The 15,106-nt window shown below is 74.7% G+C and carries 8 protein-coding genes; 5 read left to right on the top strand and 3 right to left on the bottom strand.

Annotated elements, in window-relative coordinates:
* Positions 1-7: 7 nt before the first annotated feature.
* From ACGF5G_RS05385 to ACGF5G_RS05395, 3 genes are read right to left on the bottom strand one after another with little or no spacing between them, the layout of a single operon-like run.
* Positions 8-307 (bottom strand): hypothetical protein, encoded by a 300-nt coding sequence (locus ACGF5G_RS05385; RefSeq protein ID WP_350702778.1) that lies wholly within the window; start codon positions 305-307, stop codon positions 8-10.
* Positions 304-1,656 carry an acyltransferase domain-containing protein gene (locus tag ACGF5G_RS05390; protein ID WP_393259145.1) on the bottom strand — a complete coding sequence of 451 codons (1,353 nt, stop codon included), beginning with the start codon at positions 1,654-1,656 and terminating at the stop codon, positions 304-306. Before ACGF5G_RS05390 ends, ACGF5G_RS05385 begins: the two co-directional genes overlap by 4 nt.
* Positions 1,649-6,484, bottom strand: a complete 4,836-nt coding sequence (locus ACGF5G_RS05395) for an SDR family NAD(P)-dependent oxidoreductase (RefSeq protein ID WP_393259147.1) — start codon at positions 6,482-6,484, stop codon at positions 1,649-1,651. Before ACGF5G_RS05395 ends, ACGF5G_RS05390 begins: the two co-directional genes overlap by 8 nt.
* A 987-nt stretch (positions 6,485-7,471) precedes the next feature.
* On the opposite strand from ACGF5G_RS05395, the gene ACGF5G_RS05400 reads away from it, so the two are divergent.
* The 5 genes from ACGF5G_RS05400 to ACGF5G_RS05420 all read left to right on the top strand — a co-directional run.
* Positions 7,472-8,275, top strand: a complete 804-nt coding sequence (locus tag ACGF5G_RS05400) for an SDR family NAD(P)-dependent oxidoreductase (protein ID WP_393259149.1) — start codon at positions 7,472-7,474, stop codon at positions 8,273-8,275.
* Between the two features lie 21 nt (positions 8,276-8,296).
* The gene (locus tag ACGF5G_RS05405) at positions 8,297-9,052 is read left to right on the top strand and encodes a thioesterase II family protein (protein ID WP_393259150.1); all 756 of its coding nucleotides are present in this window, start codon (positions 8,297-8,299) and stop codon (positions 9,050-9,052) included.
* Between the two features lie 78 nt (positions 9,053-9,130).
* Positions 9,131-10,765 carry a PhpK family radical SAM P-methyltransferase gene (locus ACGF5G_RS05410; protein WP_393259151.1) on the top strand — a complete coding sequence of 545 codons (1,635 nt, stop codon included), beginning with the start codon at positions 9,131-9,133 and terminating at the stop codon, positions 10,763-10,765.
* A gap of 32 nt (positions 10,766-10,797) precedes the next feature.
* Positions 10,798-14,262 carry an amino acid adenylation domain-containing protein gene (locus tag ACGF5G_RS05415; RefSeq protein ID WP_393259153.1) on the top strand — a complete coding sequence of 1,155 codons (3,465 nt, stop codon included), beginning with the start codon at positions 10,798-10,800 and terminating at the stop codon, positions 14,260-14,262.
* Positions 14,259-15,106: beta-ketoacyl synthase N-terminal-like domain-containing protein (locus ACGF5G_RS05420; protein ID WP_393259155.1), on the top strand; the 848-nt coding region annotated here is incomplete at its 3' end. The genes ACGF5G_RS05415 and ACGF5G_RS05420, both read left to right, overlap by 4 nt.

Consider the following 15,106-nt stretch of genomic DNA (forward strand, 5'->3'; position numbering starts at 1 on the left):
GCGACGTTCAGTTCGGGGGCAGCCGCAGCCGGGCGATGCGCCGTTCGCCGTCCAGGGCGCGCATCGCCCGGGCCAGCGTGGCGACGTGCAGTTCGTCCTCGCCGCGTTCGAGCATGGTCTCCGCCGTCACGCCGATCGCCTTGGCCTCCGCCATCAGCGCCTGCGCGGCCAGCACGCATCCCCGCACGTCGAAGTGGCCGCTGTCCCGGGCCGGATTGAGACGGGCGACCAGGTCGACGATGCGCAGGTAGCGGTCCACCAGCTCCTGCTCGGCGCGGGTCAGCGCGGGAAGCTCTCGTTCCGTCATGGACTCACCCTGTCATCCCGGTGCCGGCGCTGCCAGCCGCCGAGCACCTCGCGGCTGGCGTGGGCGACCTCGTCGAGGACGGCCTGGAACGCCGCGAGCACCGGGTCGTCGGCCGCGCCCGGTGCCGGTGGGCCGGCGGGGTGGGCGGCGTCGTCGGCGCCGGGCAGCACGGCGAAGTCCGGTCGCAGGCCCTGCACCCACAGCGCCGCGGCGAGCCGGGCCAGCGCCGCCAGCCCGTCGGGGCGCCCCTCCGAGGCGCTCACGACGACGTGCCGCTGGCCGTGCAACGTGTCGCGGACGAAGGCGGCGAGGCTGCCGTGGCCGACCTGCACGAAGACCCGGGTGCCCTCGTCGTGGAGGCGCTGCACCAGTTCCCGGAAGCGGACCGGCGAGACCAGGTGGCGGACCAGGAGCCGAGCCAGCGCCGACTCGTCGTCCGGGTAGCGGTCCACCGTGGTCGCCGACCAGACCGGCACCGTCGCAGCCCGCAGCGGGACGGCCCGGAGGATGGCGGCCACCGGGTCGAGGTAGGGCGCCAGCATCGGGCTGTGGAAGCCGGACCGGAACGGCAGCACCGTCCGGGGCACCGAGGGATCGGCGATCCGGGCGAACGCGGTGTGGATCGCCGCGTCGGTGCCGCAGAGCACCGTCTGCCGGGGACTGTTGTCGTGGGAGATGACCACGTCGGCCACCCCGTCGATGAGCCGTCTCGCCTCGACCACCGGACAGCCCACCACCGCGAACGCCACGTCGGGCAGCTGGTAGGCGTCCGGCCCCATCCGCCGGGCGAAGTCGTCGAACGCCTCCGCCGCCCACCTGCCGGCGGAGAACAGGGCGCTCCACTCGCCGGCGCTGTGCCCGGCGACGAGATCGGGCCGGATGCCCATCCGCCGCAGCGCGCCGTCCAGCAGGCGCCCGGTGTGCAGGAGGTCCCACGTCCGGCCGCCCACCGTCCCGGTGCGGTCCGGCTGGTAGCCGGGCAGGCCGAACGCCCCGGCCACGTCGTCCAGCGGTGGCCGGTCGTGTGCGGACAGGCCCGGGAAGAGGAACGCCACCCGGCCGGGGCGGCCCGGCCGCAGCACCGGATCGGTGGTGTACCAGAGGTCGGCCGGACCGGCCCACGACCGTTCCCGCAGGACGAGTTCCTGGGCGAGGGCGAGCCGGTCCGGGGTCGGGGTCAGCAGGGCCAGCCGGCACGGCAGGCCGGGGTCGTCCGGCTCCGTCGGGCGGCGCGCGCCCCGGGCCACCGCCCGGAGCCGGTCCGCGAGTTCCGTCGGGGAGGACGCCGCCAGGCGCAGGACGGCCGGTCCCGCCTGGCGGGGGTACGGCGACCGGGGCGGCTCAGTCATCGAACCCGGCGGGCTGGAACGGGGCCGGGTCGCCGGCCACGTACAGCACCTGGTGCGCGTCCCGCGGGCCCTCGGCGATCTCGCGCATCAGCGCCTCGACGCCAGCCTCCGGGTCGATCACCGCGATGCCGCGGCGCGCGTACTCCCGTTCCAGCTCGGCCGAGACCATGCCACCGCCGGCGGCGGCCCACGGACCCCACGCCACGGCGAGGGTGCGGCCGGTGAAGCGGTCGGCGGCGGCCAACGCCAGGGTGTCCAGCGCGTCGTTCGCCGCCGCGTAGTCGGCCTGCCCCCGGTTGCCGAACGCCCCGGAGACGCTGGAGAAGAACAGCAGCAGGCGCAGGTCCGGCTTCAGCGCGTCCAGCAGGACCCGGGCGCTGCGCACCTTGGCGTCGTAGACGGCGGTGAAGGCGGCCTGGTCCTTGTCCCGGATGAGCCGGTCGTCGAGCGTCCCGGCGCCGTGCACGACGACGTCGATCCGGCCGTGCCGGCGGTAGACCTCGTCGACGGTGGCGGCCAGGCGGGCGTCGTCGCGGATGTCGAAGCGGTGGTACCGCACGGACGCGGCGTGCGCCTCGAGCCGGTCGAGGACGGCACGCAGCTCGCGCCCGGCGAGCAGGGCCCGCAACCGGCGCTCCACCTCGGCCGGCGTGCCAGTGCCGGCCGCCAGCAGGGCGCGGCGCAGCTCGACCGGGTCCGTCAGGCCGGCCGTGGCGGGGTCCTCCGCGGACTCCGGCGGGGCGGTACGCCCGACGATCTCCAGGTGGCAGCCGTACCGCTCGGCGAGCGCCACCGCCGTCCGGGCGGTGATGCCCCGCCCGCCGCCGGTGACCAGCACCACCGAGTCGGGGTCCAGGTCCAGCGCATCGGACCCGGCGGGGAGCTCCTGCCGGACGTAGCGGCGGGTCACCCGGGACCCGTCGGGCAAGCCGACCACCCCCCGGGGCGTCCCACCGGCCACCTCGCCGACGATCCGCTCGGCGACCGCCTCCGCGCCGCCCTGGGGGTCCACGTCCAGCAGGCGGACCCGGGTCTGCGGATACTCGTGGGCCACGGTGCGGACCAGCCCGGCGAAGCCGATCCCGGCCAGCGCGGCGTGCTGCCCGGCCGGGGCGGTCTCCGAGTCGACGGGCGCGAAGTGACCGCCCATCGTGGTGACCACGGTGATGTCCGGCACCCCCGCGGTGAGCAGCGCGCGGAGCCGGTCGTAGGCCGCCGGCAGGGCCGGCTCGCCGGCGGCGTCCGTCACCGGCAGCAGGATCGCCAGGTCGAGCTCACCGGGCGGGGTCGCGGCGTCGGCCGTGGAGACCCCGGAGCGGGCCAACCGGCGGCGCAGCGCGTCCGCCAGGTCGGGCGCGCCGCCGGCGACCGCCGCGACGCGTCCGGAGAGGTCGGCGGCGGCGCGGGACGGCGCGGGCAGCGGCTGGAGGGCGGGGACGTACCGGTCCGGCGCCCGGCCCGGGACGGTCGCGATGGGCGTCCCGGCGTCCGGCGTGGACCGTCCGGCCGTCTCCGGGTCGTGCGTGGCGCGGCCGGCCGTCCGGGTGTCGGCCGGCCCCGGGACGTCGCCCGGTGTCGTGGCCGGGCCGGTCGCCGCCGGGTCGAGCGGGGGAAGCAGCGCCACCAGGTCGGCGATCGTACGGGCGCCGACGAGGGTCGACACGCGCGTCTCCGGTCGCGGCACCGCCAACCGGCGCAGCAGCGTCTCGGCCAGCTCCGTCCGCTTGATCGAGTCGATGCCGAGGTCGGCTTCCAGGTCGATGGTGGGGGCGAGCATCTGCGCGGGATAGCCCGTCCGCTCGCTCAACAGGTCGACGGCGAGGCCGAGGACGGTGGTCGGGCCGGCGTCGGCCGCCTCGGCGCGGGCGGGCTCGGTGGACGCCGCCGCGGCGACCGGCGTCGGGTCCGGTGCGGACCGCCGCGGCCGGGGCTCCCGGTCCAGGTAGCCGAGCACGATCTCGCGCTGGGCGTCAACCAGCTCCCGGCTGTTGCGCAGGAACTCCAGCACCGCCGTCTCGCGCGGATCCCCGCTGCCGGCGCTGTCCGCCGCCGCCAGCCGGGGCGCCTCGTCGGCGGGGCGTAGGCCGTTCGGCACCGGCTTGCCGTCCGGGCCCCGCACGAGGTGCCCGTCGACCGTCCACCCGGTGGCGGCGGGGGCGGGGGCCGAGGTGGCCCGCGGGCCGGCGAAGAGGCGGGCCGGGTCCACCGGCACCCCCGCGACGGCCAGCTCCGCCAGGGCGTGCAGCAGGCGGGGCAGCCCCGGTTCGTTCGGCACGTCGCAGCTGACCGCCCGGTGCGGCCGGTCGCCGAGGATCCGGCCGATCATCCGGCTGAGCACCCGTCCGGGCCCCACCTCGACGAAGACCCGGGCCCCGGCGGCGTACATGTCCTCGACCTGGGTCAGGAACCGCACCGGGGCGGCGAGCTGCCCGGCGAGGATCCGGCGGATCTCGTCCGGTGCGTCCGGGTAGCGCTGCCCGGAGGCGTTCGCCCAGACCGGCCGCTGTGGCGGCTGCACCGGGCAGTCGGCGAGGACGGCGGCGAACTCCTCGGTGGCGTCGGCCATCGCCGGGCTGTGGAAGGCGCAGGAGACGCCGAGCGTGGTGGCGGACCGGCCCCGGGCGCGCAGCCCGGTCACCGCGGTCGCCACCGCCGCCTCGGGGCCGGCGATCACCACCTGCTCCGGGGCGTTGTGGTTGGCGATCACCACGGCGTCGTCGAGGCCGGCCCCGGCGAGGGCGGCGGCGACCTCGTCGGCGCTCGCGGCGACGGCCGCCATGGCGCCGCCCCGCCCGCCGGCCGCGTGCATCGCGGCGGCCCGGGCGGCGGTCAGCCGCAGCAGGTCCGGGCGGGACAGGGCGCCGGCGGCGTGCAGGGCGACGAGTTCGCCGTAGCTGTGCCCGCCGAGCAGGTCGGGCCGGACCCCGAGGGAACCGAGCAGCTCCAGCAGGGCCAGCTCGGCGACCCCGAGGGCGGGTTGGGCGTGGCGCGTGTCGGCGAGCGTGGCCGCCCGGGCCGTCGCCGTCGCCTCGTCGAACGAGGTGGGCGGGAACATCACCGCGGCCAGCGCCGGGTCGTCGTACAGGTCGGTCCGCATGGCCGGGAAGGCCGCGAAGAGGTCGGCCAGCATGCCGGGGCGTTGGCTGCCCTGCCCGGGGAAGACCAGCGCCACGACGGGCGGCTCCGCCGGGCCGGGGTCGGCCAGGTAGACCCCGGCCCCGGGGTCGGCGGTGCCCACGGCGGCCAGCCGCAACCGCTCCCGCAGCTCGTCGAGGCTGCCGGCCACGACGGCGGCCCGGACCGGCCGGCCGTCGTCGCGGGTGCGGCCGAACCACTCCAGCGCGAGGGCGTGCAGCGCCCCGTCCCCGGGCGGCGCGTCGGCGGCCAGGGCGGACAGGGCCTGCGCCGCCTCCCCGGTCGACTGCTCGTCGGCCGCGCGGAGCAGGAAGAGCTCGGCCGGCCAGCGTTCCCACGCCTGGTCGGGGTCGGCGGTGCTGGGGTGGGCCCGGATTACGGCGTGGAAGTTGGTGCCGCCGAAGCCGAAGGCGCTGACGCCGGCGGCGCGGCGGGCCGGGGGAGTGAGCCAGGGCCGGGCCGCGCCGTCGAAGGCGAACGGGCTGGCCGTGGCGTCCCAGTAGGAGTTGGGCCGGGTCAGGTGCCCGGTCGGCGGGCGGACCCCGGTCTGCACCGCCCGGACGGCCTTGATCAGGCCCGCCATGCCGGCGGCGCACTTGGTGTGCCCGATCAGCGACTTGACCGAGCCCAGCGAGCAGGTGGCCGGCCCGGCCCCGTCGGCGGCGAACACCTCGGACAGGGCGGACAGCTCGGTGCGGTCACCGACGACGGTGCCGGTGCCGTGCGCCTCGACCAGGCCGATCTCCCCGGGCGCGACGCCCGCCGCCCGCAGGGCCCGCTCGACCGCGTGCCGCTGGCCCTGCGCCCGGGGGGCGGTGAGGCCCATGCCGCGGCCGTCGCTGGCGCCGCCCACGCCGGCGATCACCGCGTGGATCCGGTCGCCGTCGCGTTCCGCGTCGGCCAGCCGCTTGAGCACGAGACAGGCGACCCCCTCGCTGATCACGATGCCGTCGGCGGACTCGTCGAAGGTGCGGCACCGCCCGGTGGGCGACAGCGCCTGCACCGAACCGAAGAGCAGGTAGTCGTGCACCGCGTTGTGCACGTCCACCGCGCCGCACAGCACCATGTCGCTCGTGCCGACGGCCAGCTCCTTGCAGGCCAGGTCGACCGCCGCCAGCGAGGACGCGCAGGCCGCGTCGACGGTGTAGTTGACCCCGCCCAGGTCGAGCCGGTTGGCGATGCGCCCCGCGATGACGTTGCCCAGGATGCCGGGGAAGGAGTCCTCGGTCAGGCGGGGCAGGTGGGCGTCGAGCGCGGCGGGCGGCTCGGCGAAGTACGTCGGGAGCAGCGCCCGCATCCCGTACGCCGTCGCGAGGTCGGCGCCGGGCTCGGCCCCGAAGATCACCGAGGTCTGCGCCCGGGGGAAGGGGCGGTCGGCGTAACCGGCGTCGGCCAGTGCCCGCTCGGCGACGACCAGGGCGAGCAGTTGCGCGGGATCGATGCTCCCGAGTGCGGCGGGCGGTACGCCGTGGGCCACCGGGTCGAACGGCACGGGCGCCAGGAAGCCGCCCCAACGGGACGGGCTCTTCTCACCCGGGCGGGGATCGTCCGCCGAGTAGTAGCGGTCCGCGTCCCACCGCCCGGGGTCGACCTCCACCACGGCGTCGGTGCCGGCGACGACGTTGGCCCAGAAGGAGGCCGCGTCGGAGGCACCGGGAAACGCGCAGGCCATGCCCACGATCGCGATGTCCATGGAATGCCCGGATCCTTTCCTCATCCCGTCCCCGTCCCGCGCCCGGTCCCACTCGTGACGGGCGGACGCGCGGTCGTACTCGAAAAGGGCACGTCGGCGGCGACGTCCGTGAATGCGCATAGCGCTGCGGCGGACGTTTATGTGTTGCGGCCAGTGGCACTGCGGCGGTCTGCCGCGGTGGCTTCGCACGGGCGGCGCTGACGGTCTGGTGCCAGTTATAAAGACGCGAACCCCGAGTGGGGGTTCGGAGGGTCGGCACAAGCAAGATCGGTTGGTGCCTGCCTGCCTCCGAATGATCTCGTTCGATTTGCAAGCGTTTCCTCGATCCTTGCATACCGGCTGGTATGTGTCCACCCGTGATCGAATGCTCACCCGAACCGCCAGTTTTTGGCAGGCGATGCCCGCTTTCAAGGCATTTGGGCGCCGCTCGGGCGTGGAAGTTCCGCGGCCTGTGGGCCCTGCGGCGGCCATCACGAGGCTGAGTCCGTGATCAGCGTCACTCGATCCCGTGGAACTGCAGCTAGCCGCGATAATGCGCGCCGGCCAAGGGATCGTTAATTGCCGGATCTGCCCGCGCTAATGCGTACGTCGGCGACCCCGACTTATTGGTGGGGATTGACTCCGTCCGGGCTCCATGATGTGCTTCCCGGGTCCCGACGGGGTTGGCGGAAATGCGCGGAGTGCTCCCGGGTGGTCGACCGGGAGGTCGGGACGCCGGTGTCGTACCCGCCGTGGCGGCGACACCGCTGGGGCAGGGAGAACGTGGGGGAACGGGGACATCCAAGTGCTGAGCCGGCCTGTCGATCGGGTGTGTGAGCACCGCGACCGTGGGTGGCGGACGACCGCCTGCCGCGGTGCGTCGAGCGCCCGCTCGCCGGGGCGGCGCCGGCGCGGCTGAGCTGGCCGCCGCGGGCGGATCGTCAGGTCCGGATAGAGGGGCCGCCCCGCGCCGGGTGCGGCGTTCGAACCATGTCACGGGGGGAACCAGTGGATCTTGGATTGGACGGTCGGCGGGCGCTCGTCACCGGGTCGTCGTCCGGCATCGGAGCGCGGATCGCCGAGATGCTCGCCGACGAGGGAGTGACGGTCGTCGTGCACGGGCGCTCCGTGCCCGCCGCGGAGTCCGTGGCCCAGGGCATCCGGGCCCGGGGCGGCGTCGCGGAACCGATCGTGGCGGACTTGCTCGACGCCGACGGCCCGCACCGACTGGCGGTCGCGGCCGAGCGCTACCTCGGCGGCGTCGACATCCTGGTCAACTGCGCCGCCACCGGCCTGGACCGGCCGTGGGACGACACCACGGACGAGGACTGGCGGCGCCTGCACGAGCTCAACGTGGTGGCGCCGGCCCGCCTCGCCCAGGCGCTGGTCCCCGGCATGCGTCGCCGGGGCTGGGGCCGGCTGATCCAGATCGCCAGCGGCGCCGCCACCCAGCCGCAGGTCGGCTCGGTGGCGTACTCGACGACCAAGGCGGGACTGGTCAACCTCACGACGGGGCTGGCCCGGGCGTTGGACCGCACCGGCATCACCGTCAACACCGTCAGTCCCGGCATCGTCGTCACCCCCCGGGTGGAGGCGTACGTCCGCGGTCTCGCCGCCGACCAGGGCTGGGGCACCGACTGGTCCGACATCGAGCAGCGTGTCCTCGCCAGGTCGATCGACAACCCCACCGGCCGGCTCGGCACACCCGACGACGTGGCGGCGCTGGTCGTCTTCCTCGCCAGCCCCCTCGCGGGCTTCGTCAACGGGGCCAACCACCGCGTCGACGGCGGCGCGGTCGCCGTCGTCAACTGAGTCTCCGCGGAAGGATCAATGGTGACTGTCCACTACTCGGCGGACCGACGACCACGGTGGTTCCTCTTCCCGGACACCCCGGAGGCACCGGTGGCGTTGTACTGCCTGCCGCACTCCGGGGCGGGGGCGACCGCCTACCGGGCCTGGATCCCGGCCGCGGCGCCGGGCGTCGCGGTACGCCCCCTGCAGCCGCCCGGCCGGGAGAGCCGCATTGACGAGCCGCCCGTCTTCGACGTCGCCGAGGTCGCCGACGTGCTGGCCGACGAGACCCGGCCGTACGCGCTGTACGGCCACAGCTTCGGCGCCCTCGTCGGGCACGCCGTCGTGGCGGAACTCCAGCGCCGCGGCGCCCCGCTGCCCCGGCGGCTCGTCGTCGGCGGGTCCCGCCCCCCGGACGACCTCCCGGAACTCGCCCGCCGGCTGCTCGTCCTCGACGACGAGGAGTTCCTGCGCGAGGTCGTCGGGATGGGCGGCACCCCGGCCGAGATCCTGGACCACCCGGCGCTGGCCGCCCTGCTCATCCCGGTGCTGCGGGCCGACTTCGGCTGGATCGACCGCTACGCCGGCGCCACGCACGGCCCGGTCGACGTGCCGATCCTCGGCTTCGCGGGCACCGAGGACCCGATCGCCACGGCGGCGGCGATGGCCGGGTGGCAGCGGATGACGTCCCGCGGGTACCGCGGCCACAGCGTGCGCGGCGACCACTTCTTCCACATCACCGACCCCGCCGGGGTGGTACGGGCCATCGCCGCCGACCTGGCGGCCGATTCCCGGTAGCGCCCCGGTGCGTCAACTCGACGGGCCCGGCAGCGGGCGACGAGGTCCCCGGTCTCTTTGTCCGGAACGGAGCGGCACATGACAGACTGCCTGATCGTCGGTTTCAACGACGTCGACTTCGCCAGCTACGTCAGCGACGTGCGCCTCATGGGGGCCGACTCCGGCGCCTTCCGCGACCTGCGCCTGGCGTACATCGACCTCGACGGGCGACCGCTGCGCGCGCTGGACGCGCTGAGTCACCTGCGCGAGAGCCCGCCGGGCGCGCCGAAGCCGTACTTCCACAACGCGGACTTCCTCTGGCCGGTGGTCACCGTGCTGGGCAGCTTCCTGGCCCGCCGGGGGTTGAGCGTCGACTTCGTCAACCTGTTCCAGCACGAGCGGGAGCAGTTGCGGGAGAAGCTGGCCGGCGACGTCCGCCTCGTGGCGATCACCACGACCCTGTACGTCTCGCCGCAGCCGATCATCGAGATCGTCGAGTTCGTCCGCCGGCACAACCCGAAGGTGTCCATCGTGGTCGGCGGGCCGTTCATCACCAACCAGGTGGCCGCGCTCAAGCGCCCCGACCTGGACGCGATGATGGACTACCTCGGCGCGGACTACTACGTCACCGGCCGCGAGGGCGAGCTGACCCTGGCCCGGCTGGCGCTCGCGCTGCGGTCCGGCACGGACCCGGGAGACGTGCCGAACCTGGCCTACCGCGTGGACGGCGACTTCGTCCACACCCGCACCGAGATCGAGTCGAACCCGCTGACCGAGTTGGTCGACTACCAGGTCTTCGGCCCCGACGCGTTCAACGAGTTCGTCACCACCCGGACGGCGAAGTCCTGCCCGTTCTCCTGCGCCTTCTGCGGCTTCCCCCAGCGGGCCGGCAAGTACACCTACCTCGACGTGACGCACGTCGAGCGGGAGCTGGACAACATCCGCAAGCTGCCGTCGGTCAACACCGTGACGTTCATCGACGACACCTTCAACGTCCCCAAGAACCGGTTCCGGGACATCCTGCGGATGATGATCGACAAGGACTACGGGTTCAAGTGGAACTGCTTCTACCGCAGTGACCACGGCGACCGCAGGACCATCGAGCTGATGAAGGAAGCCGGCTGCGAGGGCGTCTTCCTGGGCATCGAGTCGGGCAGCGACGTGCTGCTCAAGCAGATGAACAAGACCGCCCGCCGGGCGGACTACATCGACGCGCTCGGGGCCTTCAACGAACACGGCATCTCGACGTACGCCTCGCTGATCGTCGGCTTCCCCGGCGAGACGGAGGAGACCGTCGCCGAGACCGTGGACCTGCTCGACCAGGGCCGGCCGGACTACTTCCGGGCCCAGCTGTGGTACTGCGACCCGGTCACCCCGATCTACCAGCGCCGGGACGAGCTGGGCATCAAGGGCGAGGCGTTCAACTGGAGCCACCAGACGATGGACTGGTCCAGCGCCGCCCAGATCATCGACGACCTCTTCGTCGACGTGACCAGCTCCGTCTGGCTGCCGCAGTTCGGGTTCGAGCAGTGGAGCACCTTCTACCTCCAGCGCAAGGGGATGTCCGGCGAGCAGGTCAAGGACTTCGTCCGCGCCTTCAACGGCGTCCTGGCCGACCAACTGCGCCACTCCGGCGGCAGCGCCGCCCAGCCGGAGCTGCTCGACCGGTTGCGCCGGGCGAGCCAGTTCGAGGCGGTGAACCCGCCGGGCCCGGCGCCGTCGCCGGTGAGCTGACCGTCCCGCCCGTCCCAGCAGAAAGCGGTACCGTGCGCCGAACACCTTCCGACGCGGTCCGGGCCCGGCTGGCCAGCCGGCTGGCGGCCGGGGCCGAGTTCCTCGCCAACGACACGACGGTCGACCCCCTGCCCGACGACGCGGCGGCCGCCGACGGCCCGCGGCGGTTCGCGGCCGACGGACACCCGTCGGACCCGGACGCCCCGGCCCCGGTCTCCTTCGCGCAGCGCCGCCTGTGGTTCCTGCACCAGTTCCAACCGGACAGCCCGGCCTACCACGTGCCGGCGGTGCTGCGGCTGACCGGACCGCTCTCCGTGGACGCCCTGCGGGACGCGCTGGACCGGCTGGTGGCGCACCATCCCGCCCTGCGCACGGTGTTCGACGACGTCGACGGCGAACCGGTGCAGCGGACGGTCGACGTGCCCGCCGTCCGGCTCGACGTGACCGACCTGACCGACCTGCCGGCCGCGCAGCGGGAGGACCGCGTGCGCGAGGCGGTCGCCGCCGAGCGGCAGCCCCCGTTCGACCTGCGGCGCGGGCCGCTCCTGCGGACCCGGCTGTTCCGGCTCGGCGAGGACGAGCACCGGCTCTTCCTCGACCTGCACCACATCGTCGTCGACGGCTGGTCGCTCAGCGTCCTGGTCAACGACCTGGCCCGCTACTACGCGGCGGGGACCGGGCACGGCACGGCGCCCGCCCGGCCGCCCGTCGACCCGGCCGGGCACGCCCGCTGGCAGCACCACCGCGTCGCCGCCGGTGAGCTCGACGACCAGCTGGCCTGGTGGGAGCGGCGGCTCGCCGGCGCCTCCGCGACGGAACTGGCGCCCGACCGGGTGCGCCCCGCCGTGCTGGGCTGGCGGGGCGGCCGGCGGACCGTGCGCCTCGACGCCGAGCTGACCGACCTGGTCGTGGCCGCCGCCCGCCGGCACGCCGCCTCGCCGTACATGGTGCTCCTGGCCGGATTCGTCGCCCTGCTGCACCGGCAGACCGGGCAGTCGGACGTCGTGCTCGGCACGCCGGTCGCCGGCCGGGACCGGGTGGAGCTGGAGCCGCTGGTCAGCCTGCTGGTGAACACCGTCGTGCTGCGCACCGACATCTCCGGCGACCCGACCTTCGCCGAGCTGGTGGCCCGGGTGCGCGACGTCGTGCTGGACGCCCAGACGCACCACGAAGCCCCGTTCGAGCTGCTCGTGGAGCGGCTGCGCCCCGTCCGGGACCCGGCCCGCCACCCGCTGTTCCAGATCGTCTTCGCGATGAAGAACCTCCCCCCGTTCGAGCGCCTGCACGTCGGCCCGCTGACGGTGGAGCTGCTCGACATGGTCGGCGAGGTCTCCAAGTTCGACCTCTCCGTGATGGCGTTCGAGGGCGACACGCACATCGACTGCGAGTTCGAGTTCAGCACCGAGCTGTTCGACGACGACCGCATCGCGCAGCTGATGGCGCAGTACCGGGCGATCCTCGGCTCGCTCTGCGCGCGCCCGGACCGGCGGCTGTCGGCGGCGGCGCTGCTGGACCCGGCGGAGGAGGACCGGATCGTGCGCCGCTGGAGCGGGCAGGTCCGCGACTACCCGACCGGGCCGGTGCACCACCTGGTCGCGCGGTGGGCCCGGACGGCACCGGACGCCCCCGCCGTGCGGGCCGACGGCAGGACCCTGACGTACGGGGAGCTGGACCGCCGCGCCGACGTCCTCGCCGCCCGGCTGCGCGCCGTCGGCGCGAGGCCCGGCCGGCCGGTGGCCGTCTGCCTGGACCGGGGCGCGGAGCTGGTGACCGCCTTCCTCGCCGTGCTCAAGGCGGGCGCGGCGTACGTGCCGCTCGACCCCGGCTACCCGCCGGACCGGCTCGCCTTCACGCTGGCCGACAGCCTGGCCTGCGCGGTGCTGACCAGCGAGGACCTGACCGGCCGGTTCGCGGCGGCGCGGACCGCGGTGCTCGACGTCGCCGCCGCTGTCTCCGCTGACGTCGACGCTGGTGGCGAGGCACCCGCCGGGGCCGGCGGGGTTGCCGCGCCCGTGGCGCCGGACCCACGGGAGATCGCGTACGTCATCTACACCTCCGGCTCCAGCGGGCGCCCCAAGGGCGTCGAGGTCACCCACGGCGGCCTGGCCAACCTGGTGCACTGGCACCTCGACGCCTACCGGGTCGGGCCGCAGGACCGGGCCACCCTCGTCGCCAGCCCCGGCTTCGACGCCTGCACCTGGGAACTGTGGGCGGCGCTGGCCGGTGGCGCGGCGCTGCACGTGCCGCCCGAGCCGGTCCGGGTCGCACCCGACCGGCTGGCGCGGTGGCTGGTCGACGAGGCGATCACCGTGACCTTCCTGCCCACCACTGTCGCCGAGGCGGTGCTCGCGGAGGAGGCCGTGACCGGCTCGGCGCTGCGGCTGCTGCTCACCGGGGGCGACGCGCTGACCCGTACGCCTTCGCCCGCGCTGCGCGCCCGGCTGGTCAACCACTACGGCCCGACGGAGAACACCGTGGTGGCCACGGCCGACCCGGTGCCCCCGCAGGACGGGCCGGTGGTGCACGCGCCCCCGATCGGCCGCGCCATCGCCAACGTCACCACCTACGTGCTGGACGGTGCCGGGCGACCGGTGCCGGTCGGCGTGCCCGGGGAGTTGTGCCTCGGCGGGCTCCAGGTCGTCCGGGGCTACCTGCGGGATCCCCGCCGCACCGCGGAACGCTTCGTCCCGGACCCCTTCGGGTCCACGCCCGGTGCTCGGATGTACCGCACCGGCGACCTCGTCCGCTGGCTGCCCGACGGTCGGCTGGACTTCCTCGGGCGGCTCGACAGCCAGCTCAAGGTACGCGGCTTCCGGGTCGAGCCGAGCGAGATCGAGGCGGTGCTGGTGACCCACCCCGCCGTCCGGGAGGCCGCCGTCGTGGTCCGCGGCGACAACCCGGACCGCCGGGACCTCGCCGCCCTGCTCGTCCTCGAGGACGGGCCGGCGCCGACGTACGAGGAGGTGCGGGCCGTGGCCCGGCGGCACCTGCCGGGCTACATGGTGCCGGCGGTCCTCGCCGCGGTGGACGCCCTGCCCGTGACCACCAACGGCAAGCTCGACCGGGACCGGCTGTCCTGGCGGGACGGCCGGCCGCTGCGCCAGGAGGCCACGGCGGAGCCGCCGATCGGCGCCACCGAGCGCGCGGTCGCCGAGGTGTGGGCCCTCGTGCTCGACGTCCCGCCGTTGGGCCGTACCGACAACTTCTTCGACCTCGGGGGCCACTCGTTCCTCGCCCTGCGTGCCCGCCAGCAGCTCGCCGAGCGGCTCGGCGTCGAGCTGAACGTGGTCGACCTGTTCCAGTTCCCGACCGTGGCCGCGCTCGCGGCCCACCTGGACCGGATCCGCGCCACGCCGGAACGGGCCGGCGGGGAGCAGGACCCGGGGTCACCGGCCAGCCGTGCGCAGCTCCGCCGGGCGGCGGTGCGCGGTGGCGCCCTGGCACGTCGTCGACAGGCGCACGAACAGCGCCGCCTCGCGGAAGGGACGGACCGATGACCGAGCTGCCTGCGCACCTCGACGACCAGTTCGACAACGCCCTGGCGGTGGTCGGGATGGCGGGTCGTTTCCCGGGAGCGTCGAGTGTCGCGGAGTTCTGGCGGAACCTGTGCGCCGGGGTGGAGTCGGTGACGTTCTTCTCGCCGGAGGAGTTGGCGGCGGCGGGGGTGCCGGAGTCGGTGTACTCGCATCCGTCCTATGTGCCGGCGAAGGCGCGGTTGGACGGCGTGGAGTTGTTCGACGCGGAGTTCTTCGGGTTCAGTGCGCACGAGGCGGAGATGACGGATCCGCAGCACCGGTTGTTCCTGGAGTGTGCGTGGGAGGCGTTGGAGGACGCGGCGTACGACCCGGCGCGTTTCCCGGGCCGGATCGGCGTCTACGCGGGCAGCTCCGTCAATTCCTATCTGCTCCGCGCGGTCGCGGCGGACCCGACGCTGATCTCCGACATGAGCGCGCTCATGGCCAACGAGAAGGACTTCCTGGCCACCCGCGTGGCGTACAAGTTCGACCTCCGCGGCCCCGCGATGACGATCCAGTCGGCGTGCTCGACCTCGCTGGTCGCGATCCACCAGGCGTGCCAGTCGCTGCTCGCCGGGGAGTGCGACATGGCGCTGGCCGGCGGCGTCGGCGTCCGGGCCGAGGAGGCGGAGGGGTACCGCCACCAGGACGGCATGGCCCTCTCCCCGGACGGGCACTGCCGGGCCTTCGACCGGGCCGCCGCCGGCACCGTCAACGGCAGCGGACTGGCCGTCGTGGTGTTGCGGCGGTTGGTGGATGCGGTGGCGGCGGGGGATGTGGTGCATGCGGTGGTGCGGGGTTCGGCGGTGAACAACGACGGTGGTGG

It is taken from the genome of Micromonospora sp. NPDC047730, assembly GCF_043204765.1.
In the GTDB taxonomy this organism is placed as follows: domain Bacteria; phylum Actinomycetota; class Actinomycetes; order Mycobacteriales; family Micromonosporaceae; genus Micromonospora.

Excerpts from the sequence above, each read along its gene's own strand:
- ACGF5G_RS05385 (WP_350702778.1), bottom strand. The coding sequence starts at position 307 with ATGACGGAACGAGAGCTTCCCGCGCTGACCCGCGCCGAGCAGGAGCTG.
- ACGF5G_RS05390 (WP_393259145.1), bottom strand. The coding sequence starts at position 1,656 with ATGACTGAGCCGCCCCGGTCGCCGTACCCCCGCCAGGCGGGACCGGCC.
- ACGF5G_RS05395 (WP_393259147.1), bottom strand. The coding sequence starts at position 6,484 with ATGGACATCGCGATCGTGGGCATGGCCTGCGCGTTTCCCGGTGCCTCC.
- ACGF5G_RS05410 (WP_393259151.1), top strand. The coding sequence starts at position 9,131 with ATGACAGACTGCCTGATCGTCGGTTTCAACGACGTCGACTTCGCCAGC.